At 38.0% G+C, this 24203-nt stretch carries 24 protein-coding genes; 11 read left to right on the forward strand and 13 right to left on the reverse strand.

The genetic code is table 11. The features are described 5' to 3' along the window. Positions 1 to 5: 5 nt before the first annotated feature. Positions 6 to 968 (reverse strand): ABC transporter substrate-binding protein, encoded by a 963-nt coding sequence (locus tag NSU19_RS14910; RefSeq protein ID WP_063387481.1) that lies wholly within the window; start codon positions 966 to 968, stop codon positions 6 to 8. A 263-nt stretch (positions 969 to 1231) separates the two neighbouring features. Continuing rightward, positions 1232 to 1969 carry an MBL fold metallo-hydrolase gene (locus NSU19_RS14915; RefSeq protein ID WP_063387324.1) on the reverse strand — a complete coding sequence of 246 codons (738 nt, stop codon included), beginning with the start codon at positions 1967 to 1969 and terminating at the stop codon, positions 1232 to 1234. Between the two features lie 103 nt (positions 1970 to 2072). Between NSU19_RS14915 and yhfH the strand changes: the two genes are divergently transcribed. Continuing rightward, entirely contained in the window at positions 2073 to 2204 is a 132-nt protein-coding gene (gene yhfH, locus NSU19_RS14920) for a protein YhfH (RefSeq protein WP_065095529.1), read from the forward strand. 61 nt (positions 2205 to 2265) lie between these two features. Here the strand turns inward: yhfH and NSU19_RS14925 are convergent, their stop codons facing one another. The 5 genes from NSU19_RS14925 to NSU19_RS14945 form a co-directional block, all read right to left on the reverse strand. Continuing rightward, the gene (locus NSU19_RS14925) at positions 2266 to 3279 is read right to left on the reverse strand and encodes a LacI family DNA-binding transcriptional regulator (protein ID WP_339197135.1); all 1014 of its coding nucleotides are present in this window, start codon (positions 3277 to 3279) and stop codon (positions 2266 to 2268) included. A gap of 277 nt (positions 3280 to 3556) precedes the next feature. Further along, positions 3557 to 4975: a protoporphyrinogen oxidase gene (gene hemY, locus NSU19_RS14930; protein ID WP_094244633.1), complete on the reverse strand. Its 1419-nt coding sequence runs from the start codon at positions 4973 to 4975 to the stop codon at positions 3557 to 3559. A 12-nt stretch (positions 4976 to 4987) separates the two neighbouring features. Next, entirely contained in the window at positions 4988 to 5926 is a 939-nt protein-coding gene (hemH, locus tag NSU19_RS14935; RefSeq protein ID WP_063387321.1) for a ferrochelatase, read from the reverse strand. 41 nt (positions 5927 to 5967) lie between these two features. Next, on the reverse strand, positions 5968 to 7008 hold the full coding sequence (hemE, locus tag NSU19_RS14940; RefSeq protein ID WP_339197138.1) for a uroporphyrinogen decarboxylase: 1041 nt from the start codon (positions 7006 to 7008) through the stop codon (positions 5968 to 5970). A gap of 127 nt (positions 7009 to 7135) precedes the next feature. Beyond that, on the reverse strand, positions 7136 to 9247 hold the full coding sequence (locus NSU19_RS14945) for a PBP1A family penicillin-binding protein (RefSeq protein ID WP_144597138.1): 2112 nt from the start codon (positions 9245 to 9247) through the stop codon (positions 7136 to 7138). Positions 9248 to 9380: 133 nt separating this feature from the next. Between NSU19_RS14945 and NSU19_RS14950 the strand changes: the two genes are divergently transcribed. The 8 genes from NSU19_RS14950 (at position 9381) to NSU19_RS14985 (ending at position 16433) form a co-directional block, all read left to right on the forward strand. Further along, positions 9381 to 9887, forward strand: coding sequence for an antibiotic biosynthesis monooxygenase (locus NSU19_RS14950; protein WP_339197141.1), 507 nt, complete (start codon positions 9381 to 9383; stop codon positions 9885 to 9887). Positions 9888 to 9998: 111 nt separating this feature from the next. Beyond that, entirely contained in the window at positions 9999 to 10748 is a 750-nt protein-coding gene (locus NSU19_RS14955; RefSeq protein ID WP_339197144.1) for an ABC transporter ATP-binding protein, read from the forward strand. Beyond that, a complete protein-coding gene (locus NSU19_RS14960) occupies positions 10732 to 11943 on the forward strand; it encodes an ABC transporter permease (protein WP_066248913.1) in 1212 nt (403 codons plus the stop codon). The genes NSU19_RS14955 and NSU19_RS14960 overlap by 17 nt, the downstream gene beginning before the upstream one ends. 664 nt (positions 11944 to 12607) lie before the next feature. Further along, on the forward strand, positions 12608 to 13030 hold the full coding sequence (locus NSU19_RS14965) for an HIT family protein (protein WP_063387316.1): 423 nt from the start codon (positions 12608 to 12610) through the stop codon (positions 13028 to 13030). A gap of 130 nt (positions 13031 to 13160) precedes the next feature. Beyond that, positions 13161 to 14240 carry a 3-phosphoserine/phosphohydroxythreonine transaminase gene (gene serC, locus NSU19_RS14970; RefSeq protein ID WP_063387315.1) on the forward strand — a complete coding sequence of 360 codons (1080 nt, stop codon included), beginning with the start codon at positions 13161 to 13163 and terminating at the stop codon, positions 14238 to 14240. A gap of 82 nt (positions 14241 to 14322) precedes the next feature. Continuing rightward, positions 14323 to 14850, forward strand: a complete 528-nt coding sequence (locus NSU19_RS14975) for a tryptophan transporter (RefSeq protein ID WP_063387314.1) — start codon at positions 14323 to 14325, stop codon at positions 14848 to 14850. A gap of 319 nt (positions 14851 to 15169) precedes the next feature. After that, the gene (locus NSU19_RS14980; protein WP_063387312.1) at positions 15170 to 15535 is read left to right on the forward strand and encodes a hypothetical protein; all 366 of its coding nucleotides are present in this window, start codon (positions 15170 to 15172) and stop codon (positions 15533 to 15535) included. A 295-nt stretch (positions 15536 to 15830) separates the two neighbouring features. Further along, positions 15831 to 16433 (forward strand): HTH-type transcriptional regulator Hpr, encoded by a 603-nt coding sequence (locus tag NSU19_RS14985; RefSeq protein WP_066248920.1) that lies wholly within the window; start codon positions 15831 to 15833, stop codon positions 16431 to 16433. On the opposite strand, the gene NSU19_RS14990 is transcribed toward NSU19_RS14985, so the two are convergent. Further along, complete coding sequence (locus NSU19_RS14990; protein ID WP_063387310.1) at positions 16417 to 16755, reverse strand: DUF1878 family protein; 339 nt, start codon at positions 16753 to 16755, stop codon at positions 16417 to 16419. The genes NSU19_RS14985 and NSU19_RS14990 overlap by 17 nt on opposite strands. A gap of 123 nt (positions 16756 to 16878) precedes the next feature. Here NSU19_RS14990 and NSU19_RS14995 point away from each other — a divergent pair, with 123 nt between their 5' ends. Further along, positions 16879 to 17058, forward strand: coding sequence for a hypothetical protein (locus NSU19_RS14995; protein ID WP_066248923.1), 180 nt, complete (start codon positions 16879 to 16881; stop codon positions 17056 to 17058). Between the two features lie 63 nt (positions 17059 to 17121). On the opposite strand, the gene NSU19_RS15000 is transcribed toward NSU19_RS14995, so the two are convergent. Beyond that, positions 17122 to 17208 carry a YjcZ family sporulation protein gene (locus NSU19_RS15000; RefSeq protein WP_063387309.1) on the reverse strand — a complete coding sequence of 29 codons (87 nt, stop codon included), beginning with the start codon at positions 17206 to 17208 and terminating at the stop codon, positions 17122 to 17124. A 216-nt stretch (positions 17209 to 17424) separates the two neighbouring features. On the opposite strand from NSU19_RS15000, the gene NSU19_RS15005 reads away from it, so the two are divergent. Beyond that, a complete protein-coding gene (locus tag NSU19_RS15005) occupies positions 17425 to 18261 on the forward strand; it encodes a peptidylprolyl isomerase (RefSeq protein ID WP_339197146.1) in 837 nt (278 codons plus the stop codon). A 272-nt stretch (positions 18262 to 18533) separates the two neighbouring features. Here NSU19_RS15005 and NSU19_RS15010 read toward each other — a convergent pair whose 3' ends face one another. The 4 genes from NSU19_RS15010 to NSU19_RS15025 form a co-directional block, all read right to left on the reverse strand. After that, on the reverse strand, positions 18534 to 18728 hold the full coding sequence (locus tag NSU19_RS15010) for a sporulation YhaL family protein (protein ID WP_063387307.1): 195 nt from the start codon (positions 18726 to 18728) through the stop codon (positions 18534 to 18536). 70 nt (positions 18729 to 18798) lie between these two features. Beyond that, entirely contained in the window at positions 18799 to 19743 is a 945-nt protein-coding gene (gene yhaM / locus NSU19_RS15015) for a 3'-5' exoribonuclease YhaM (RefSeq protein ID WP_339197149.1), read from the reverse strand. Between the two features lie 80 nt (positions 19744 to 19823). Then, positions 19824 to 22802, reverse strand: a complete 2979-nt coding sequence (locus tag NSU19_RS15020) for an AAA family ATPase (RefSeq protein WP_339197151.1) — start codon at positions 22800 to 22802, stop codon at positions 19824 to 19826. Between the two features lie 13 nt (positions 22803 to 22815). After that, entirely contained in the window at positions 22816 to 24054 is a 1239-nt protein-coding gene (locus tag NSU19_RS15025; protein ID WP_339197153.1) for a DNA repair exonuclease, read from the reverse strand. Positions 24055 to 24203: the final 149 nt, after the last annotated feature.

Here is a 24203-nt window from a genome sequence, read left to right on the forward strand (position 1 = left end):
CCAAATTACTCAATAAACTCTGCTTCTTTGCTCCACTCGTCTAAAATCTTAACGTTCATCTCAGCTGCTGCTTTTTTATTAATAAGAAGCTTTAAGTTTTGCGGATATTGAACAGGCAGTTCAGACGGCTTTTTCCCTTCTGTTAAAATTTTTGCAGCCATTTCTCCTGCTTCATAGCCAATGTCATAATATTCAAACCCGTACGCAGCAAAACCGCCTTTTTTGACTGAATCTAATTCACCGACAAACAGCGGGATATCGTTTTCATTTGCAACGGAAATGACCGAATCAAGCGCAGAAACAACGGTATTGTCAGTGATAATGTAAAAACAATCGACTTTGCCGACAAGAGATTCAGCAGCTTGTTTCACTTCAGCTGAAGTAGAAACAGAAGCTTCGACAATTTTCAAATCCGTTCCTTCTGTCGCTTTTTTAACAAGGTCAATTTGCGCAACAGAGTTTTGTTCGCCTGAATTATAGATCATTCCTATTCTTTTGCCATCTAAATATTGATCAATAAATTTCACCGTTTTCGGTATGGCATCAGGATGGGTATCAGTTGTTCCTGTTACATTCCCTCCTGGATTTTCCATCTCTTTCACAAGCCCGGCGCCGACAGGATCTGTTACGGATGTAAATACAATAGGAATATCCTTTGTAGCATTTGCTGCAGCAAGTGCACTAGGCGTTGCATTCGCAAAAATTAAATCGACGTTATCTCCGACGAAGTTATTCGCAATCGTTTGGGTATTCGATTGATCCCCTTGAGCGTTTTGAATATCATAATCTACATTTAACCCTTTATCTTTAATTGCTTGTTGAAATCCCTTCAATGCCTCATCCAGCGACGGGTGCGCTACAAATTGAGTGATACCAATTTTAAATGTTTCTTTCTTTCCTTCTTCACTATTGCTTTCGCTGCTGGACCCTTTGCTGCTTCCACAACCTGACAGCACGAGGAGCGCCATCAAAAAAATTCCTCCGATTGCTCCTATCCTAGTTTTCAAAATTTTCTTCCCCCTTTTTTACTTTTATGCTTTAAATTATAACAATATATTTTTGATTTTCAATTATTTTCTGACGAATTTTCCAAAAAAATAAGGATGCCAACATACTGCATCCTTACAGAAAATGGAACACTATTCTATCAAAATGAAGTTTGGAAGTAGCTTTAAGTTTATGAAATGTTCGGCAAAAGGCTGTCCCATAATTTTGCTAATATAATTTCTCTTTAATCAATATGTAACGACAACCCTGTTTTCGCCAGCTTGATCGATCCATTAAAAATCGTTTTAGCTTCTTCTATCAATTCTTCATGATTGCCTTTATGAGGCAAATGAGTCAGCAAAAGTTCTTTTACATTTGCTTCCTTAGCAATTGTCGCAGCTTCGTGGGAATTCATATGCCCAAACTTTTTGCCGTCTTCATTCGCATACATATTGCATTCGCATATAAGCAAGTCCGCATTTTGGCTGAATGGAATGAATTCATTTTTAAAGCTTGAATCTGCCGTGTATACAACCGTTTTATGTCCTGAAGTAAATCTCATGGCAAAACAGTCAACAGGATGATCTGTTTTTAAAAATGTAATCGTAAACGGACCGATCGAAATCGATTGATCAGGATCGTATGAAATTCCTTTTGTCACATTCAAATGTGTGAGTCTGTCAAATTCTTTTGTATCAAGGCTATGTCCGTAAATGGGCAAAATTTTGTTTGATTTTTGCAACATGCCGGTAATTTGTCTTGCATATTGCAGCGGTCCAATATCTGCAATATGATCATGATGATAATGAGAAAGGATCACAGCATCTAAATCTGAAAGTGATACAAAATTTTGCAGCTGTGATAATACAGCACTTCCGCAATCAACTAACAGGTTAAACCCCTTTTCCTGAAATAAATAGCCTGATGTAGCCTCATTCGCTTCTGGATAGCCTCCCCAGAACCCTACAACTGTTACTTTCATCACCCTAATCCTCCTCAATAAGAAAAAATGTTTTAAAACAGTATTGACATTTTTCATTCTGTTATAATACAATGTTAATAACAACAGCACGGGGGGATAAAAAATGTTAGGACAAAAAATCACTGAATTTTTTAGAAACTTGCCAAGAAAAAAATGTATTGAATGCGGAAAAGAAATTGAAGAACAGCACGAATGCTACGGGAACAAATGCAATCATTGCTTACATGTAAAATAAATTTATTCAGGCAATTCTAAAAAGAATTGCCTGAATATTTTTTCTCTTCTCTTAACCTGTACTAATACACATTGTAATTGGCTAGCTTTGAAGAATCCCTTACAATTAATGTAAGAGGCAAAAGATGCACCTCTCTCTCTTTATACCGTCTCGTTTTTATTTTTTCCATCATCACTTCCATTGCTAAATGACCCATTTCTTTCACCGGCTGATTAACCGTCGTAATCATAGGCTCCATCAGTTCAGTTATAGCCTGATTGTCAAACCCGACGACCGCTAATTCTTCCGGGACACGGACGCCAAGTCTCTTTGACTCAGAAATCATCCCGGCTGCCACTTCATCAGAACCTGTGAAGACTGCCGTTGGAGCTTCAACCATCTCCATCATTTTCCTCAAGACATCTTTTCCGTCTTCAAATGTAAATACATTTCGGAAAATATATTGCTCAGGAAGGTACAATCCGGCTTCACGAAGTGCTTTTCGAAAACCTTCTTCCCTAGCTCTCGAAACATTACTGTTTACATTTCCGCAGCAAAAAGCAATTTTATTGTATCCTTGATCGATTAAATGCTTAGTTGCAACATACCCTCCGTAGTTTTGATCCATATGAATCATCGGGACATTTGCCTGTTCATCGAATTCGTTGCATAAAATAATCGGACCGTATTCTAAAAACGGCTCAACAGCCTCCCAGCCATTTAGCAATGTCGTCATAATCACTCCATCTACTTGTTTCGTTTTTAACAAGTTTAAATAGTCTAATTCTTTTTTTGCTGAATATAACGTTTGACAAACAATCAATTGATAATGGTATTGAGACGCAACGATTTCCAGCGATTCAACAAATTGTCCAAAAAACGGGTTCATAACCCTAGGAATAATGACAGCAATAATTTCAGTTTTTTGATTTCTTAAACTTCTAGCTGAAGAATTAGGTACATACCCTAATTGCTTCATTGCTTCTAGCACTAACTGTTTTTTTTCCTCCGATACGTAAGGCTGATTATTTATCACCCTTGAGACTGTCGTTTTCGATAAACCAGCCAGTTTTGCCACATCTTCAATTGTAGCCACTTTCATTCCTCCAAAAACTTTGGGATCCCTTGATTTTCTTTTGATTATAGATCAATGGTCAACAGATGTGCAATGAATTTTTTATATCTTTCCAGATCGCTTTTTCTAAAAAAACAGAAATGCTAACTTGTTCAACAAATATATATTTTCTTCAATTTGAATTGTCGGACTTTAAACAATGGGAACCAACCAAGGCGTTTTAAAGATCAGAAGTCGGAAGCGTCAAAACTTGCTAAAATGGATGCCTCCTCTGAAAAATAAGAGACAAGCCTGCCTTTTAAGCTTGTCCCAAATGTAAAAATTGAAGAACATCTTTCACCGCTTTTTTACCTTGATCAATGCAGTCCGGGATCCCCAATCCTTCAAAAGAAGCACCCGTTAAATATATTCCGGGGTATTTTTGCCCCATAATACTTTTTATATTTCTTATGTTGTCAAGGTGTCCGACAATGTATTGTGGCATTGCTTCCCTCAATCTTGTAACAATAGAAAAAATCGGTTCTCCTTTTACCGGCATCAATCGATTTAAGTCATCCAAAACGGTTTGAATGATCACATCATCCGGCTGGTCAACAACCGCTTCATCTCCTGCTTTTCCAACATACGCTCTTAGCAGCGTTTTGCCCTTCGGAGCAGTATGCGGCCATTTTTTGTTGGTCCATGTACAAGCAGTAATCGTATAGCCGCTGTTTCTCGAAACAACAAACCCCGTTCCATCTGCGGGCAGCTGAACAGCTTCTTCCGGAAAAGCCATTGCAACGGTTGCAACAGATGTTGAAGGCATTTTTTTGAAATAAGCGAGTGTTTGCTGCTCATTCGGAAACATAGATGGAATAGCATCATGCTGAGCGGTAATGACTATCGCATCCGCCTTGTCAACAGTTCCGTCAGATAATTCCAAATGGTAGAGATCATCTTCCTTTTTAATCTCCGAAACTTTTATTCCTTTTTTCACTACCGTATGATCCAATTGGCGTTCTATAGCTTCAACAATCGATTGCAAACCAGTTGAAACGGTTTGAAAAATCCCTTTATGTTGCTCCTGTTGTTGTTTTTGTTTAGACTTTTGCGCCTGCTTGGCCATTCCTAAAATTAAACTGCGATGCTTTTGTTCAATTTCATAAAAGTGCGGAAAGATTGCTAATAAACTTAAATTATAAATATCTCCTGCATAAATCCCGGAAAGAAGCGGTTCAATCAAATTTTCAACCACTTCGCTGCCGAGCCTGCGTCCAAAAAATCCGCCTAATGACTGATCTCCGTCCACTTTTTTCTTCGGCAGGAAAAGGTCAAACGAAGCCCGCAGCTTGCCAGTTAACGAAAACAAACCGGAGGTGGCGAAAGAAGCAATATTTGTTGGCACGCCCATAACCGCTCCTTTCGGGATCGGATGGAGCTTGTCGCCGACAAGGACAAAAGATTGCCCCACGTCATTGTTCACCAAATAATCTCCGAGCCCTACGTCCTTTGCAAGCTGCGTAGCGCTTTTTTTTCGCTCCAAAAAGGAATCCGGACCTCTTTCAATGATAAATCCGTCCCTTTTTATCGTTTCTATTTTTCCTCCTAATCGCGGCTTCGCTTCAATCAGCACAACATCTATTGGAAGATGATTTTTTTTAATTTCTGACTGCAAGTAGAACGCAACTGAAAGCCCAGTTATTCCCCCGCCAACAATTGCTACCTTTTTTCTTCCCATAAAATCTCCTTCTTATTTTGACATTCCTAAGTGTTTTAACACGACTGTAGCTAAACAATCGATGAATTCAGGTTTTGCATTCGGCATTTCTGGACGATAATAAGCTGCTCCAAGCTCGTCTGTTACTGCCTTGCACTCGACATCGTTATCGTATAGAACTTCCAAGTGATCAGCCACAAAACCTACTGGAGCATAAACAAACGTCCGGTATCCTTTTTGTTCAAACAGATCTCTTGTTAAATCTTGAACATCTGGTCCGAGCCACGGCTCCGGAGTATTGCCTTCACTTTGCCAGCCAACAGCAAAATGCTGCACTCCGGCTTCTTTTGCAATTAATTCAGCTGTTTCTTGTAATTGATCTGGGTAAGGATCCCCTAATTGAACAATTTTTTCCGGCAGACTGTGTGCTGAAACAATTAATACAGCTTTTTCCCGTTCTTCTTCAGTCATTTTCGCGTACGTTTCTTTTATTTGTTTAGCCCAATATTCAATAAATTTCGGTTCTTTATACCAGCTTTCGATAGACGTGATGGAAGGCCCTCCGAGTTTTTTGGCAATTTCCTTTGCCCTGCCGTTGTACGACTTAATGCTGAAGGTCGAATAGTGCGGAGCTAAAACGATGCTGACCGCCTCAGTGATTCCATCTTTATTCATTTGTTCAACTGCATCTTCAATAAACGGCTCAATATGTTTTAATCCTAAATACATATGGAATTCTATTTCATTTTGAATGTGATTTAAATGCTTTTCTAAGCCTTTCGCTTGTTCTTCTGTTATTTTAGCAAGAGGAGAAATGCCTCCAATCGCCTTATATCGTTCTTTTAAATCTTCCAGACTTTCTGGATCAGGCTTTCTTCCATGGCGAATGTGGGTGTAATAGCGTTCAATATCCTCTTCTTTATATGGTGTACCATATGCCATCACTAACAAACCCATTTTTTTCTTCGACATTACGTGCACCTCCAAAATTCAAGTTGATCATTTATTTCGATCTATTTTTGCGTATAATCATGAATAAATTCCGTTAATTTTTTTAATGTTTCCGGTTTTACTTGTGGAAAGACGCCATGTCCAAGATTAAAAATAAAACCTGGCTGTTTCATTCCTTCATCTAAAATAGCCTCTACCCGTTCTTTTACAAAATCCCACGGCGCAAGCAAAACTGCCGGATCAAGATTTCCCTGCAATGTTTTGGAAATCCCCATTTCTCTGGCAGCAGAAATCGACAGACGCCAATCTAAACCGATCACGTCTAAAGGCAAATCATTCCATTCTTCTACTAAATGTCCTGCACCCACTCCAAACATAATAAGCGGCGCCTCTTTTTCCTTTAATTCCGAAAAGATGCGGTTCATCACCGGCTTAATATAATATCGATAATCAGAAGCATTTAATGCTCCGACCCATGAATCAAAAATTTGCACCGCTTTAACCCCTGCGTCAATTTGCGCTTTCACGTAAGCAATGGTCATATCGGCAAGCTTTTCCATTAAAAGAAACCAAGCTTCTGGTTCAGCATACATGAATGCCTTTGTTTTGTTATAATTTTTGGAAGGGCCTCCCTCAATCATGTAGCTGGCAAGTGTGAATGGTGCTCCGGCAAATCCAATCAACGGAACGTTCAGTTGCTCATTGACTAAAAGCTTAATCGTATCTAAAACATATGGAACATCTTCCTCAGGATGAATTTCACCAAGTTTTTTTACATCCTCCAGCGACCTGATCGGATTTTCAATAACAGGCCCTGTTCCCGCTTTAATTTCAACTTGAACTCCAATGGCAGGCAGCGGCGTCATAATATCTTTATATAAAATTGCGGCATCAACCCCGTACTGCTCGACAGGAAGTCTAGTGACATATGCACAAAGCTCTGGTTGATGAGTAATTTCAAATAAGCTGTATTTTTCTTTTAACGCCCGGTATTCAGGCTGGGATCTCCCGGCTTGTCTCATATACCAAACAGGAACATAGTCCGTCGCTTCGCCTCTGCACGCTTTTAAAAAAGTATCATTAAAGCTTTTCTTCCTATCCATGTAAATCCCCCTTTAAAAACGATTCCTTTCTAATACTCTTTTTAAACTATACCTCTTCCCGTGCCCGATTGTATAGGAATATAAGGGAAATGTCATAAAATCGACGAAAGATCTTTCCAGCATTTTGTTATTCCCAGCGCGGGCTGACAAAATCAGTACCTTCCCCTTCCTGATGGGTTTGCGGATTATAAGGGACAACTTGATAAAAATGCTCTGAAAAAATGTTAATATACGGTATTTCATATTCTCCTTTTCCCTTTACAGATCCGACCAATTTCTTGCTTTCTCCGCTTCGTTCATAAATTCGGTATACGACCCGGTCATCATCTTGGGCAGGCCATTTTAATGTCACTTTAAATAATTGAAGTGCGTGAAATTGATATGTGGCGGAAAGCGAAGGGATTCGTGAAAGCCTGATTGGTTTTTCTAAATCTTTCACTTTTTTCGGAATCGTAAAGGATGTTTTTTCCTCAAATTTCAAACCGCTTAAAATATTTTTAAACATTTTCGTTGGATAATCGCTCCCACCCTTTAAAAAATGTTCTTCATCTGTCTGGTCATATCCGATCCACACTGCCCCCGTCACGTCAGGAGTATATCCGACAAACCATGCATCCATCACGGCGCCCTTTTTTCCAGGAAATGATGTCGTACCCGTTTTTCCAGCTAAAGCTCCTTCATATTGTCCCGCTTTGGCAGTTCCTTCTTTAACAACCTGCTCCAGCATCCTCGTCATATTCCACGAGGTTTGCGGAGAAAAAACTTGATATTTTTGTTTTTTTACTTCTGCCACTACATCGCCGTTGGCATTCACAATTTTTTGTATGAAATACGGCTTGCTGTATTGACCATTATTGGCAAAAGTTCTGTATGCATTTGCCAAATCAAACGGCGACACGCCGTACTTTAGTCCTCCTAAAGCAATCGCCAGTCCTTTATCCTCAATATAAATCCCGTTTTTCTCTAAATACTCTTTGCTTTTATCGATTCCAAGCTTATCGAGCACCCATACAGAAGGAGCATTTTTTGAATGAATGAGCGCATCAAACATGGTTACATGTCCATCATAACGTCCATCGTAATTGCTTGGAGAGTATCCTTTATAATCCAATTTCTCATCTTTTAGAAGAGAATAAGGCTGAAAAAGTCCTTCCTCCATTGCCGGAGCATATACAGCTATCGGCTTAAACGTTGACCCCGGCTGGCGCTTCGCTGTCAATCGATTAAATCCTTTGGAAACATAATTTCGCCCGCCGATCGCAGCAAGCACACCGCCTGTTTTATTATCTAATAAAATAAAAGCGCCTTGAGCATCATCTTTCGTACCTTGAAAATAAGCCTTTTCTTTAAAAACTTTGAATGCTTTTTCCTGAACATCGATATTGATCGGAACGGTAATTTTATATCCGCCTTTTAGGAGTTCTTCATTTGAAAGATGATACTTATTTTCCGCTTCCTCAAATACCATGTCAATATAGGCGGACAGCCAAGGCTTATCTTCCGTTTTATGAATATTCAGACCTAATGTTTTCCCCTGGCTTCTGACAGCTTGCTCCGGAGAAATATAGTTTTCGCGCTCCATTAAGGTTAATATCGCATTTCTTCTTTCTAAGCTTTTTTCTGGGTGCAAAATCGGAGAATAGGCTGCTGGAGCCTTCGGCAGGCCGGCTAGCAGCGCCCCTTCTTCAATAGTCAGTTCAGAGGCATCTTTATTGAAAAAAAATTTTGATGCAGACTGGATGCCGTATACGCCATGTCCAAAATAGATTTGATTCAAATACATCTCTAAAATTTTTCTTTTGCTATATTTCTGTTCAAGATAAATGGCAATGATAGCTTCTGTCATTTTTCTCAAAACCGTTTTATCGTTTGTTAAAAAAACATTTTTGGCGAGCTGTTGGGTGATTGTACTGCCGCCCTCTACTTTTTTGAAAGCAGCAATGTCCTTGAACAGCGCCCTTGAAATTGCCCGAAAATCAATGCCGTGATGCTCATAAAACCTTTTATCTTCAACAGCGATGAAAGCATTTTGTACATGCTTCGGAACTTTATCAATATCGATGATCTCTCTGTTTTCTAAATATAATTTCGTAATGGGCCGTCCTTCTTGATCGATCAAAGAGGTCGCAGAATGCAAAACAAGCTTTTTTTCATCCACAACGATAGCGCCTATCCAAATCATGGCAAAGTATGCGATAATACTTAACACAGCAGCAGATAAAACGATTCCCGAGATCATCTTTATTTTTTTCAACAATGTTTTCACCTCTGTTTAACTCCCATAATTAGTATTGTATAATTTTGGATACAGTATGTAACATGTTTAACTTTTTTCGCAAATTGTCAAGTGATTTTCGTGCGAGGTGACTGTTATGAATGTTTATATAGCTTTCGGCACTATTGAATATTTAAGCAAAATCAAAAAAAATAATCTAGCAGAATGCATGTTATTCATGCATGACGGTGAAAGCGCCGTCCTTATGCATGAAACAAAAGGAACAACAATTTTTAAAGAACCCAAAAAATATGAAATTATTGATAAAAGAGGAAGCATCTGCAGCGATGAAGGGTTTGCCGTGTTTACCTATATATCTGTTACAGATGAAGGAAAACCTCTATTTGAACAGCAATTTAAAGAGCTATCTCGATTCATTGAAAGCCATTCGGGCTTTGTTGCCTTAAGAGTTCTCCGCCCTCTTTTCAAAAACACTTATATCATTTTCACTTTATGGGAGACAGAACAAGATTTTAACAAATGGGATCAAAACGAAGCTTTTGCTAACCACTTTAAAAAAGCTTTAGGGATGAGCGATAAACTCATTTTTCCTTCTCCACCCCGAGTAAAGAAATATTATATTGTAAAAGATGAGAAGGAATGATTTAAAATGGAAAGAGAGAAGAATGGATCAAAACATGCAAAAATCGTTGAAACGGCTAAATACATCAAGCCTCATTTAATTTTAAAAAAATAAAGGGGAGAGGCGGAAAATATGACTTTATTATCAGTAGATCAGATTACCGGCGGGTACACAAATAAGTCTGTTTTAAAAAATGTTTCATTCACTGTAAACGAAAATGAAATGGTCGGTTTAATTGGATTAAACGGTGCGGGGAAAAGCACAACGATCAAGCATATCATCGGTTTGATGGAGCCAAGTGACGGGACTATTAAAATTAACGGCAAAACATTTCAGGAAGATCCGGTGCAATATCGAAAGCAATTTAGTTTTGTTCCTGAAACCCCTATTTTATACGAAGAAATGACGTTATTTGAGCATTTGCAATTGATGGCTATGGCGCACGGGATCAGTGAAGAGACATTTAACGAGCGGCTCGATCCTCTTTTAAAAACATTTCGAATGGAAAAGCAGTTGAAATGGTTTCCGGCACATTTTTCTAAAGGGATGAAACAAAAGGTCATGATTATGTGCGCTTTTTTAGTTCAGCCATCCCTTTACATAATTGATGAACCGTTTGTCGGGCTGGATCCGTTAGCCATTCACGCCCTGCTTGATCTCATGAATCAGGCGAAAAAACAAGGTGCTGGCATTTTAATGTCAACCCACATTTTAGCAAATGCAGAACGGTTTTGTGACACTTTTGTGATTTTGCACAACGGAACCGTCCGGGCTCAAGGAACTAAACTTGAGCTGCAGGAGCAATTCAATATGCCTGGTGCAACATTGGACGATCTTTATATTCGGCTGACAAAGGAGCAAGACGATGAGATCAATCAATGATATTTGGCCTGCCCGTTTGGCAGCACATATAAAAGAAACACAAACATACTTGCGTTATATGCTGAACGATCATCTGCTTTTAGTGATTATGTTTTTATTAGGCGGAGGAGCCTATGCGTATCAGCAATGGCTTGATCAACTCCCACCTCATTTTCCATCAGCATTCTTAATGGCACTCTTGTTAGCATTAACGGTAACTTTTTCGCAAGTACGCACGTTGTTAAAAGAACCTGACATCATCTTTTTACTGCCTATGGAAAAAGGATTAAACCATTATTTTCAGCGTGCTTTTATATACAGCTATATCCTTCAGACTGTCCAAATGATCGTATGCCTAATCATTCTTGCACCTTTATATTTTCAAAGCGGTGAAGGTGAAGGCATCAACTATTTATTCCTTATCTTCCAGCTTACGGTTATTAAATATTGGAATTTGTGGATTCAATGGAAAATGACGCATTTTCCAGAGCGGTTATCCCAGATAATGGATAAGTTTGTCCGATATGCTGTCAATTTCACGGTAATTTATTTGGCTGTTAAGGAAAGCATGCTGTCCCTGTTTATTTACGGCATGATGGCATTGGTAACCATTTATTTCTTCAAGATAACGAGGAACAAAACGCTGCAGTGGGAATTTTTAATTTTGCAGGAAAATCGCAAATTGCAATCATTTTATAGATTGGCCAATATGTTTACTGATGTGCCGAAACTGAAGGCTGAAGCAAAAAGACGGAAATGGATGGACTGGATTTTGTCTTTCATCCCTTACAAGCAATCAAATGTATTTTTATATATGTTTTCCAGATCCTTCATTCGTTCAGGAGATTATTTCGGATTGTTTATCCGCTTATTGATGATCGGCGTTATTGTCAGCATCTTTTTGCCTTTGTCACTTGTATCTTGCATCATTTTGCCGGCAGCTGTTCTCTTCCTAACCGGAATTCAATTAACGAGCTTATACAAGCATTATGATGCTCTTTTTATCGCTGACTTATATCCAGTTCCACAAAATGTAAAGAAAAAAAGCTTTTTACGCCTTCTTTTTACCATTCTTTTCATTGAGCTAGCCGTTCTTACCATTGTTTTATTAACGCAAACGAATATTTTATTTGTCGGCGTCCAGCTGGCAGTCAATGCGTTATTTGCATATATTTTTGTTTATATGTACTTTTCGGGAAAGTTTTTGGCACGATAAAGGAATGGATCGGAACGGAAGAACCTTCTTGGACATCTGTTTTTTATCGTTTTTCATGGACGGTTTGAATAAACTTTATGACATTTAAGGAAGCGTCCTAATTTATTTTCAACAGGAAGCTCTTTTTCATTTGGACCGTGAGGAAAAGCGTTCATTTTCCAAGCAACCTGTTTTGGCAGATGGCTGCGAATGCTAAAAACATTTCACAAAGCCAAATTTCTCTTACGGCGCCGGATTGTTTTTTTAAGAGCGAGCGGTTTTTTGGACTTAACGCTTTTTGCTTATGTCGCCAATTTTTTTCCCGAGGCGTTAAACGCCTTTTGATATTTATCATCAAAAAACGCTCAATTTTTTTATTTTACACAACATAAAAAATAAATTAGTGGGTATGCTATTGACTGAAGAGGGTGACAACACACTTAAACAGATGTTTGTCATTAAAATTTTTTCATGTCGTGTTCTAACAAAAGTTTAAAGTGTCAAAAAGGAATACCATTCATTATTTGAAAATGGGGTGTTGACGAAAGACACTTTTAAATCGCTTTTTTAACATGTGCATTGAAACCCCTCTTCAAAGGAACGGACTTATGTTCGTTCCTTTTTATGTTTTCTTTCATTTTCAACACGTGGTAAAATAAAGAAAAAAATTGCGGGGAGTGTCATTATGAGCGATTGCATTTTTTGTAAAATTATTAACGGAGAAATTCCTTGTGCAAAAGTATACGAGGATGAACACGTTTTAGCTTTTATGGATATTATGCAGGTAACGAAAGGACATACACTCGTCATCCCAAAAGTACATAAAGAAAACGTTTTCGAGCTCACACCTGACATCTCAAGAAACTTTTTTGAAGCTGTTACGAAGGTTGCAAAGGCGGTAAAAAAACAATTGAATCCAAAAGGATTAAATTTAATCAATAACAATGGCGAAGAAGCCGGTCAAACAGTGTTTCATTACCATATGCACATAATTCCTCGACACGGAAAAGAAGATGGTTTAGGCATAGTATGGAAATCCCATCAAAATGATTATACTCCAGAAGATCTTGCACAGCTTGCTGAAACAATAAAAGGCGGATTGCAATAAAAAATAAACGGCTAAAGGATCCTAACAACAGGATCCTTACTGTTTTCTAACCGACACAAAATTTTTTATTTCCCCTCTCCTTTTTTCATGATAGGATGTTTTTATAAATGTGTTAAAAGGAGGACGAATCGTGGATCGAGTATACAATTTTAATGCAGGACCAGCAGCTATACCAGTCGAAGTATTACAAAAAGCTCAAGGCGAGCTGTTGAATTTCAATCATACAGGCATGTCCGTCATGGAGCTGAGCCATCGGAGCCAGGCGTATGATGAGGTTCACAATAATGCCAAAAGCTTATTGAAAGAATTGCTTAATATCCCTGATTCGTATGATGTGTTATTTTTACAAGGCGGGGCAAGTCTGCAATTTGCCATGATCCCGATGAATTTTTTGAATAATGAAAATATCGCCTATTATATTTTAAGCGGAGCATGGTCTGAAAAAGCGTTAAGCGAAGCAAAAAAATTTGGTGAAACAAATGTGTTGGCATCAAGCAAAGAGTCAAATTACACACACATCCCAAAACAATTCGAGGCAAATTCGCTCCAAAATGCTGCGTATTTGCATATTACGTCAAACAACACAATTTTTGGGACGCAATGGCATGAGTTCCCAAGCACGAATGCACCGCTGATTGCGGATATGTCCAGCGATATTTTGAGCAGAGAGCTGAATATCGAACAGTTCGATCTCATTTACGCAGGGGCGCAAAAAAATCTAGGACCTTCCGGAGTCACTGTTGTCATCATTAAAAAAGATCTAATTGAAAAAGCAAATAAAAATGTACCAACTATTTTGAGCTATCAAACACATGCAAGCAAAAACTCTTTATATAACACTCCACCGACCTTTGCCATTTACATGCTTTCACTAGTGTTGGAATGGGTAAAAGAACAAGGCGGAGTAGCTGAAATTGAACGCAGAAACAAACAAAAAGCTCAAATATTATATAACGCTATAGACGAAAGCGATGGCTTTTACAAAGGACATGCAGAAAAAGAAAGCCGCTCATTCATGAACGTAACATTTACGCTGCCGTCTGATGAATTGACAAAAGCGTTTGTTCAAGAGGCAAAAGAAAATCGATTAATAGGTCTATCCGGTCATCGTTCTGTCGGTGGCTGCCGTGCATCCATTTATAATGCGGTAACGATTGAAGCATGTGAAAAGCTCGCCCAGTTTATGAAAGAATTCAGAAAAAAACATTAAAAGCCTATCCTAACTTTAACGATCATACGCTATAATAGTGGAAAGTTTATTAAAGATGAGAACAGAAGAGGAGAGTTTAGAGATGAGAACGAAAGAATTAGTCATTTTATCTTTATTTGTCGCCATCGGCGTTGCTCTTCATGCGATTGTGCCGCCCATATTTAACGGGATGAAGCCGGATATGATGCTGTTGATGATGTTTTTAGGAATTTTCTTGTTTCCTGGGATGACAAACGCCGGTCTGCTGGGCATTGCAACTGGCATATTATCCGGATTGACAACCAGTTTTCCCGGCGGACTCGTTCCGAATATTATTGATAAAATTTTGACGGCATTTTTAATATATTTTCTATTTCTAGCCTTAAAACCACTCAAACAAGCAATAGCAAGGGCGGGAATTTTAACAGTCATAGGAACATTAATTTCCGGCACAGTGTTTCTTTTAGCAGCGCTCTTACTTGTAGGTCTCCCAGGAGGCGCCGGATTTACTGCATTGTTCCTTGCGGTTGTATTGCCGGCAACAGTTATCAATACAATTGCAATGGTGATTATTTATCCCATTGTTGAAAGCATTCTTAAACGTTCTAACGTTCTATCAGAAAATAAATAAAACAGATTGACCCGATCTATGATCGGGTTTTATTATTGTATATAATAAAGAAGAAAAGCTATTAAAAGTGACGTTAATCCGCCAATCGCTAAAACTGACGCCCTCTTTTTCAGAAGATGTTTTGGAGGATATGAACTCGCAGAATTGGCTAACTTCAAATTATAAAAAGCTCCTACAAGAAACAACATGCTAATGATAAAAAATAAAAAAATAACACCCGCCATAATTTCCCTCCCTTACTTTTAGTTTATGCATCTTCAACTAAGGCTATGTTTTTATTGACGGATTTTGAAAACAAGGAACTATAGGAGTGGTAAAAATGTCAAAAGGCAAATCTTTTCTATATGGATTTTTCGTCGGCGGTGTTGTTGCCGGAGCAGCTGCACTGATTACGGCTCAAGCGAGGAACGGCAATGTTTTAAAAAAGACCAGATGCAATTTGCATAAGCTTGAAAACATATTTGGAGACTTGAAATCTGATGGGAAATCGTTAAAAAAGCAAATCGCACAATCAGCGAAAGAAGGCTTGCAAATTGCTAAAGAAGTCGCTGCAGATGTCAATCGGTCCATTCAAGCATGGCAGATGGAAATTGATCCGAATAAAAAAAATTTGGAGCTGCATGTAAAAGAGATTAAAGATAAATTAACAGAGCTAGAAGATCAAATCAAAAAAGAAAGAAACTGACGCTTCAAGTTTGCGGAAGCCTTTTACAATTAAAAATATTAAGCATGTCAAAGAATTGGCAGGGTGTCAATTCTTTTTTGCTATAATTTATAATCATGAAAAATTGTTACAGTATAGAAAATCTTGATCGTTCTCATCATTCTTCGCAAAATTTATTACCGCTTCTATGTGTACTATTTTTAGTGTTTCACTATTTATTTAAAAATTTCGTAAATTACATCTTTATAAATCTTTATTTTATTGGCATAATAGAAGATATTAAAAATGTTAGTATTATACAAAGTAGGTGGAAAAATTGAAGAGATCGCTCGACAGCTATACGATAAAAGATGCACTTCTGTTCAGCCAGCGTGTCGCTCAGCTAAGCAAAGCGCTTTGGAAATCCATTGAAAAGGATTGGCAGCGCTGGATTAAACCATATGATTTAAACATCAATGAACATCATATATTATGGATCGCCTATCATTTAAAAGGAGCCTCGATCTCAGAAATCGCAAAATTTGGGGTCATGCACGTATCGACGGCATTCAACTTTTCGAAAAAGTTAGAAGAACGCGGTTATTTAAAATTTTCCAAAAAAGAAAATGATAAAAGAAATACTTACATACAATTAACAGAAAAAGGAGAGGAAGTGCTGCTTAAGCTTCTTGAAGATTATGATCCATCCAAAAACACCGTTCTGAAAGGCGCACTTCCGCTGCAAAATCTATACGGAAAATTTCCTGAAATGATCGAAATTACAGCAATTATCCGAAACATTTACGGAGACGATTTCATGACAATTTTTGAACGCTCATTCAATAATATCGAAAATGACTTTGTCATTGAAGACGGAAAAATCAAGAAAAAGAAAGATGTGGAGGAACATTCTTATTTAAAAACTACAGTGAATCAATAGTTCGTTTTAAGTCTTTCATTAATTCAGTATACAGCCCTTGTAAATAAAGGGCATCGATCGTTTCATTGACATCCAGCTTTGGCGTCAGCTGTCCGGCAAAAAGCGTAAGAAGATTTTCAAAATATACAAATCCTTGCGCTTTTTGCTCCTTATGCTCCTTTGCTAATTCATCGCATATGCGAAAAACCTCTTCTATTTCCTCCTTCATAAGCCCTTTTTCCATCACGAGCTTGTAGAAAGGATACATTTCAATATTCATCATTTTCATAAACAAAGACATATAATATTCTAGAGTTTCCAGTCTTCTTTCTAAATCTTTCATTCCATCACATCTTTCTTCGGTTCATAATGGGGGCTGAAAACTCCCCAAAAATTTCCCATAACCCTATCTTTTTTGTCATTATTTTGATATTGTAATAGGTATGAATGGAAGGGGGGATTTCAAATGCTATTATATTTTATCATTTTTGCCGTCTTCATTCTATTTTATATAAACAAACTGACAACTGCTCTTTGTTCCATTCGTGAACTCCCTGAAGAAAAACAGTCAAACGTATTCCGCACCATTAATGTCTTAATTACCATTTTACTAATTTCATCATACATAGAAATTTCCTTTACTTAAAAGTTTTTTTACTTCATTAAAAAAGCCGGCAGAAAACCTCTTCTGCCGACTTTTTTGAAACCATTAATAGATCCAAGCAGCACCAACAATAATTAGTAAGATGAACAATACAACGATTAACGCAAAGCCTCCACCATATCCTCCGCTCATCACGACACCCCCTTTTTGTGTCTTTACGTTATCGTATGCACTGTTCTTTTTTTCGCATAGGCATTTGTCCTTTTTACTGGAATTTTCTTAACCCAAATTCAAAATTCGAAACGATTTTTCCATTGCTTGGACAAACAGTTGCAAATCATATAGTTTCATGTCAAAATGTGAGTATATTTGTTTTAGATAGACAAAAAAAGGTAGGAGTTGTAAATTATGAAAAAATTTGCATTAGCGGTTGTCGCAACGGCCAGCTTATTCGCTTTGAATGCATGTTCAAACGGTGCAAATGATGCGGTCGTTGAAACAAAAGCCGGAGATATTACGAAGGACGAATTTTATGAAGCATTGAAAAACCGTTTTGGTAAAGATGTTTTACAAGAACTTGTGCATGAAAAAGTATTAAGCGAAAAATTTAAAGTCTCCGACAAAGAAATTGATGAAGAGCTCGAAAAAATGAAACAGCAGTACGGCCCCCAATACGATTTAATTGCTCAGCAATACGGAGACAAGGTTTTGAGACAAATCGTGAAGGTCGACTTGCTCCGCAAGAAGGCAACAGAAGCGAATATTAAAATTACAGATAAAGATTTAAAAGAATATTATGATTCATTGAAAGGAAAAGTACGCGCCAGCCACATTTTAGTGGAAGATGAAAAAACAGCGAAAGAAGTAAAAGAAAAACTTGATAAAGGCGAAAAATTTGAGGATTTAGCAAAAGAATATTCGATCGACGGATCTGCCTCCAACGGCGGAGATCTTGGATGGTTTGGCAAAGACCAGATGGTGAAAGAATTTGAAAATGTGGCATTTAAATTAAAAGAAGGAGAAATCAGCGACCCTGTTAAAACAGAATACGGGTACCACATTATTAAAATCACTCAGACAGTAAAACCATTCGAAGAAATGAAAGACAGCCTGAAAGAAGATGTCAAAAAACAGAAAATATCTGATCCGTCTTTGATGCAGGAAGCTATTGACAAAGTAATTAAAAACGCAGATGTAAAAGTAAACGACAAAGATCTAAAAGATTTGTTTGAAACCCAAAATTAACATATGGCATATAGAAGAAAGGGGGACTCAAAGCAAAGCTTCGTCCCCCCTTTTTAGCATTCAAAACATGTGAGCGTATATAAATGTTTTTTTATCAACCTGCACCAGCTTTGCCGGGTTGACAATGGATCTTTTTATCCGGATTAAAGCGGCTCACGTTTTGTCTGATGTCTTTTGAATGTTTGATGATGTTTTTCCGAAAATCGTCGCGCTCCCGCTGGTCGGATAGATGAAATTGAAAGCATAGTAGAAAAGCCGACACAATTTAGTTTCTAATTTGCAGATGTCATCTTTTCTTTCGCTCGCTTTTCTTTTTCTTTTTTCATTCTTTCGATATATACATTTCCTTCCCGCTCAATAAAAATTTCTTCTATTTCTTTGTCTTTTTTAGCTGTTTTATATGCCATATATGCACTAAAAATAATTCCAACAATACATAAATATACCCACCACGGCAGAAACGTCATTCCATCTCCTCCTTGCATAGACAAGCTTTTTTTATTTCATTTTATGCAAGGGGCTCTATATTATGATTCTCTATCGATGAAATGACGGTTTATAGAATGAGCGATTGTCCAGAGCGAAAATCCGTTCCGTAAATTCTCCCGGCTTGACTCGTTCAAGCGCCCGGTCCAGCATGTTCATTTTAGCATCGATATTATCAATATGATGGAGAATTTCCGCTTCCTTAACCATCGGCATTTTCGGACTTCCCCATTCCGGTTTCCCGTGATGACTCAATACCATATGCTGCAAAATGACGACCTCTTCGCCGGAAATCCCAAGTTCCTTCGCAGCTTCTCCAATTTCGTTTACCATGATGGAAATATGCCCAAGCAAATTCCCTTCAACTGTATAAGAAGTGGAAATGGGGCCCGACAGCTCAATTACTTTGCCAAGATCATGAAGTATGACCCCGGCATATAATAAATCCTTGTCTAAACTCGGATAAAACTCAGCAATCGCTTTGGCAAGATCAAGCATGGAAACAACATGATAGGCAAGGCCTGATACATATTCATGATGGTTTTTCGTCGCCGCCGGATATAAGAGAAAAGCACTTTGATGCTTGTTCATCAAGAATCTTGTTATCCGTTGAATGTTTGGATTTTTCATTTCAAATATGTATTTCGTAATTTTTTCAACCATTTCTTCTTGAGATAATGGCGCTCTTTCTACAAAATCCTGTACATTTAAATTTTCATGCGGCTCTGCCAATCGGATGTTGCGGATTTTCAGTTGATTTCTTCCCCTGTAATGATGGATATCGCCAAATATTTTAACAATCTGTTGAGGCAGATAATTTTCTTCATCTTCTTTGCTCACATCCCATAGTTTTGCTTCAATTTCCCCGGAACGGTCTTGCAAAATTAACGTTAAAAAAGGTTTTCCATTGCTTGCAATACCTTTTGTTACTGATTTTATCAGCAAAAAAAGATCTACCTGCTCCCCAACATTGTAATGAATAATTCCTTTAGCCATCGTATTCTCCTTCCACTTTCCGCCTCGTAACTTATAGTATAGCATACGAACCAAATGTGCGACGGTCTGACAAATATATTTTATAAGTAAATGATTTCTTCGTCTTGAAAGTAAGATAATATATGCTGATGGCAAGTAAACAGCAGCATTTGATGATGATCCGACAGCTGTCTCATGATACTCACAATATTTTTTATGCGCAAATGATCAAAATTCACAAAGCTGTCATCGATCATTAATGGAAGATGAATTCTCTTTTGCATGCTTTCTGCCAGCGCAAACCGGATCGCCGTGTACAGTTGTTCAGCTGTTCCTTGACTCAGTTCTTCAGCCGTAAAAACAAGCCCGTCTTTCCTTTTCACTGAGAAAGAAGGCGAACCCTCCGCCAGATAAATGTTTTCGTATTCCCCAGACGTTGCTATTCGGAAAAAATATTCCATTTTATGCAACAACTTCGGCATTTTTTCATTTCGAACATAATTCGTCGTATGTTTCAGCATCTCTCTTGCCACTGCCATTGCCGCCCATTTTTTCGCAAGCTTTTTTGCTACAGAACGCTTCATTTCAAACGAATATTTCAACTCAGAATATAGACCTGATAGTTCTATTTTTCTAATCTCTATTTCTGTTTCCGCTAATTTCTTCCGGATAGAATCCTCCATTTTTTCGAGTTCTTCTTCTTTTTCCTCAAGAAATGTTTCTCGCTCTTTCAAAGCCCTCTCATTTTGATAATCGTTCATATCGCTTGATGTCAATAATCCTTTCGTTCGCAGCTGCCCTTCAATCCAGTTTAATTCGGTTTCGATTTTTTCTCTCTCTTTTTTGAGCATTCCTATTTTTCTATATTCTTCCTCGCTTGCTGCTCCGACTGACTGAAACAGCTTCTCTAATTCTCTTTCAATGCTTTGAAAGGTCAAACGAAATTTTGTTTTTTCCTCTTGAACCTCTTTTAGCTGCTTCATCAATGCCTCTTTTTGCGATCGTTTCTTTATATTTTCTTCCATTATTCTTCTCAGTTCTGAATAGCGTTTCTCAATTGAGTCGGCACGAATGTTATAATATTCACACAAAGGATCAAACTTTTTTCTAAACTGATTTAAGTTTTCTTCATACAAACGAACTTTTTCCTCTAACATTCTTTTTTCTCTTATCAGCTTTTGACAGCTTGCGATGCGTTCAAACTGCTCAAGCAATTGTGATCCTTCGGCTTCTTTCGGAAGATGAAAATGTTCATAAAACGGGAAAATTAAATGTTGCAATTGATACTTTTCATGTTCCCATTCGTCATATAACGAAAGAATCCGTTCATAAGCTTGTTCTTTACCTTTATAATTCATCTTCTCGATCTCAATTTTTTGGCGGACTTGCTGATCCTTCCATAATATTTCCTTAATATGCTTCAAACGCGACGTTCTTTCCAAGATTCGGGAATCATTTTGTTTATCAAGTTTTTTCACAAGCTGTTCATGCTCATTTTGTAAATGCTTTAACAGCTCATCATCCTGTGGACGGAAGAAAAAGAAAACAATGATGAATGGAAGAAACGCTGTTAAAAACAGCCAATTCTTATAAACAAACGAAAGAACAATGGCAAACGCAAAAACAGATAGCAAAGATACAGTGAGAATTTTCCATTTTTTTAATTTTTCCCGATTCTTTTTTTCTCTTTCATTGATTTTTGCTTTTAACTGGGCAATCTGCTCTTTTAAATAATGTTTGTCGGCCGTTTGCGCCATTTCTTGTTCTATGGCTGACTGCTCCTCTATTAATCTTTCCCTTTCAGATGGATCAAGCAGAAAAGATTCGTATTCTTTTATGCGGCGCTCACATTCTTCCAGCGAATATTGGGCACGCTCATATTGTTCATCGAGAAGCTTTTTTCTTTGAAATAATTGTTCATATTTCTTCGCAGCATCCTTTATTTTTTCCTTCATGCGAACAGATGTGTCGATTTTTTTTATAGCATTTTCATCTTGATGGCCGAAAATATAGATGAGCTCCTCATGAATCTGTCCTTCCAGCATTTGTTGTTGAACAATGAAAAGTTTTTGTTCTTCTAATTGTTTTTGGATGAGGGGAAATTGACTTTTTAATTCCTCAAATATTGTCTCGTCAGCTGGACGGCCGTCGATCTTCAAGGCTGATAAGGAATCCTCGATCCCCTTTTCTTTTTCCTGCACCCTTCCCAGCTGTTCTAAAACTTCGTCTCTTCTTGCCGAAAGCTTTTCCAGCCGAACAAACCCGTCCTCCGGGAATTGAATGCCGTCAGGAAAATCTTTTAGCAGCTGCAAGCATTCTTTCCGTCTTTCCAAAAGGGGAAGAACTGCTATTTGTTTTTCCACTTTTTTCCGTTCTGTTTTCAGCATCACCTTCTCGTTCTGGCAGTCCTTCAGCTGCTTCTCTAAGCTGTCCCTTTCTTTGATCAAAAAATTGTAAGCGCGCTGCTGTTCTTTTGCATGTTGCAGTTCTGCAAAGTCCTCCTTCAGTTCATTTAACGATCTGTTCAGCAACGGTTTTCGTCCGTTCGGTTTATACAAATCCTCCTGCTCTCTCTGCAGTTTCTCCTCTAAACGATATAACTGATCAGATCCGAATACACTTGTTAAAAATAAATATTTTCCCAGCTTCTCACGATTCAGCTCATACACTTTTTGCAGCCCGAATAAATCAAAGGAAAAAATCGCTTGATATGTTGGTCTGTCGGTTCCTTTTAAAATTTCAGCCAGCTCTTTATCCCCTCCTGTCCGTCCATCCTGGAAATAAAGAGTTACATCCCCCGCTGCGGCTCTCCCTTTTACGCGCTCCACTTTTACTGTTCCGAAATTTTCACATTCGATGATTAATGCCCCGCCGTATTTTCCGCCCGCTTTCGGTTCGAACCGTTTATCCGGATGCTGTTTAACGGGAAATCCGAACAGCATGCTATGGATAAAAGACATCAGCGTCGATTTTCCGGCTTCATTTAAACCGTAAATGACTTGTATGCCATGATCCGAAAATGAAATTTTTTTATCTGCAAATTTTCCGTAGCCATAAATATGCAGTTCTTTTATTTTCATCTTATCACCTTTTTTACGACCGCTTCCATTCTTGCTTAAACAGCTCATAATAAATCATTGTTTTCGCTTCTTTTATCAATTCTTCTTTTTCATTTTCTGTGAAAGATTGAAAGAAACGCCGAAATAAACGATTTTTATACAAAGGCTCCATCGCTTCGTCAAATTGATGAAAATGATCCAAAATTTGTTCAAAATCTTTCGAAATGTAAGAGGAGGAGAAAAAGTCGTCGCTCGGCACGATTTGATGCTGAATGGAAACAATCCAAACGAATTCGTTCTTTCCTTCTTCCTCTTCATTCAATATTTGCGCAAGCTCATCCAAATGATCCTGATCCATAAGATCCCAAAACAATGATGAAGCTCCATCTAGCATAATTGTCAAAAGAGCCGAGCCATTTCGTCTCTGCTGTTCCTTTACCGCTCGAATATGATCATATAGCTCGCCAACAGCAGCTATTTCATTTACAGAGAGCTTGATTTCATTCCAAAGTATGTCAAATACCGGCACAAATCGGTACGAGCTTTTCCCGCCTTCTGCTAATTCTACAAGATACACTCCCTTTTCTCCCGTTTCTTTTTTATGGCGGCCTTGGATATTTCCCGGATAAATAATCGGAGGGTCGGAATGATGTAAAATTTGCCGTTTATGTATATGTCCTAAAGCCCAATAATCAAAATCTTTTTCCAATAAATTTTGAATCGTAAAAGGACAATACGGCTCATGTCCTTCCGTCCCTGACGCGGTGCCGTGAAGAAGACCGATATGAAGCGGCGCTTCGTTTCTTTTTTGAAATTTATAGACAATATTTTCTGTAACCGAACGAGTCGGATAGCTGTAGCCGTAAATGTTGGCTAAAACCTTTCCGTCGCGGACAAACGGTATACATTCTACATCACGATCGGAAAAAATATGAACGTTTTCAGGCCATTGAATATGAACCCAATTACCTCCTGTATGATCATGATTTCCAAAAATAATAAAAACTTGGATGCCTTCTTCATTGAGCCGTTCAAACTGTTTCTTTAATCTCAACTGGGCTTTCAAACTGCGATCTTCGTCATCATACAAATCTCCTGCGATCAGTATAAAATCGACTTTTTCTTTTGCCGCCAGTTCAATTACACGTTCAAATGCCGTAAAAGTACTTTCTTGAATTCTTTTAAAGATGCTTTCCGGCAAATGCTCAAGCCCTGTGAACGGACTATCTAAATGCAAATCTGCCGTATGTATAAATGTTATGCGGCGAGTCATAGTCTCCCTCTTTCCACTTGTTTCCGGAACGTACGTTTGCTTTTCCATATTATATCATTTTAATGTGAAAAAATACATCCCGGTACCCGGGCCCCCTGCCAAAAAATTTTAAAAAAAGCTGAAAGGATTTTTTTTCAGGAAAAAGAAAT

This window comes from Aeribacillus sp. FSL k6-2211 (genome assembly GCF_037966125.1).
Lineage (GTDB): Bacteria > Bacillota > Bacilli > Bacillales > Aeribacillaceae > Aeribacillus > Aeribacillus composti.

Coding starts and splice junctions, on each gene's coding strand:
- NSU19_RS14910 (WP_063387481.1), bottom strand. CDS start 968: ATGGCGCTCCTCGTGCTGTCAGGTTGTGGAAGCAGCAAAGGGTCCAGC.
- NSU19_RS14915 (WP_063387324.1), bottom strand. CDS start 1,969: ATGAAAGTAACAGTTGTAGGGTTCTGGGGAGGCTATCCAGAAGCGAAT.
- yhfH (WP_065095529.1), top strand. CDS start 2,073: ATGTTAGGACAAAAAATCACTGAATTTTTTAGAAACTTGCCAAGAAAA.
- hemY (WP_094244633.1), bottom strand. CDS start 4,975: ATGGGAAGAAAAAAGGTAGCAATTGTTGGCGGGGGAATAACTGGGCTT.
- hemH (WP_063387321.1), bottom strand. CDS start 5,926: ATGTCGAAGAAAAAAATGGGTTTGTTAGTGATGGCATATGGTACACCA.
- hemE (WP_339197138.1), bottom strand. CDS start 7,008: ATGGATAGGAAGAAAAGCTTTAATGATACTTTTTTAAAAGCGTGCAGA.
- NSU19_RS14945 (WP_144597138.1), bottom strand. CDS start 9,247: ATGATCTCGGGAATCGTTTTATCTGCTGCTGTGTTAAGTATTATCGCA.
- NSU19_RS14950 (WP_339197141.1), top strand. CDS start 9,381: ATGAATGTTTATATAGCTTTCGGCACTATTGAATATTTAAGCAAAATC.
- NSU19_RS14955 (WP_339197144.1), top strand. CDS start 9,999: ATGACTTTATTATCAGTAGATCAGATTACCGGCGGGTACACAAATAAG.
- NSU19_RS14960 (WP_066248913.1), top strand. CDS start 10,732: ATGAGATCAATCAATGATATTTGGCCTGCCCGTTTGGCAGCACATATA.
- NSU19_RS14965 (WP_063387316.1), top strand. CDS start 12,608: ATGAGCGATTGCATTTTTTGTAAAATTATTAACGGAGAAATTCCTTGT.
- NSU19_RS14975 (WP_063387314.1), top strand. CDS start 14,323: ATGAGAACGAAAGAATTAGTCATTTTATCTTTATTTGTCGCCATCGGC.
- NSU19_RS14980 (WP_063387312.1), top strand. CDS start 15,170: ATGTCAAAAGGCAAATCTTTTCTATATGGATTTTTCGTCGGCGGTGTT.
- NSU19_RS14990 (WP_063387310.1), bottom strand. CDS start 16,755: ATGAAAGATTTAGAAAGAAGACTGGAAACTCTAGAATATTATATGTCT.
- NSU19_RS14995 (WP_066248923.1), top strand. CDS start 16,879: ATGCTATTATATTTTATCATTTTTGCCGTCTTCATTCTATTTTATATA.
- NSU19_RS15000 (WP_063387309.1), bottom strand. CDS start 17,208: ATGAGCGGAGGATATGGTGGAGGCTTTGCGTTAATCGTTGTATTGTTC.
- NSU19_RS15005 (WP_339197146.1), top strand. CDS start 17,425: ATGAAAAAATTTGCATTAGCGGTTGTCGCAACGGCCAGCTTATTCGCT.
- NSU19_RS15010 (WP_063387307.1), bottom strand. CDS start 18,728: ATGACGTTTCTGCCGTGGTGGGTATATTTATGTATTGTTGGAATTATT.
- yhaM (WP_339197149.1), bottom strand. CDS start 19,743: ATGGCTAAAGGAATTATTCATTACAATGTTGGGGAGCAGGTAGATCTT.
- NSU19_RS15020 (WP_339197151.1), bottom strand. CDS start 22,802: ATGAAAATAAAAGAACTGCATATTTATGGCTACGGAAAATTTGCAGAT.
- NSU19_RS15025 (WP_339197153.1), bottom strand. CDS start 24,054: ATGACTCGCCGCATAACATTTATACATACGGCAGATTTGCATTTAGAT.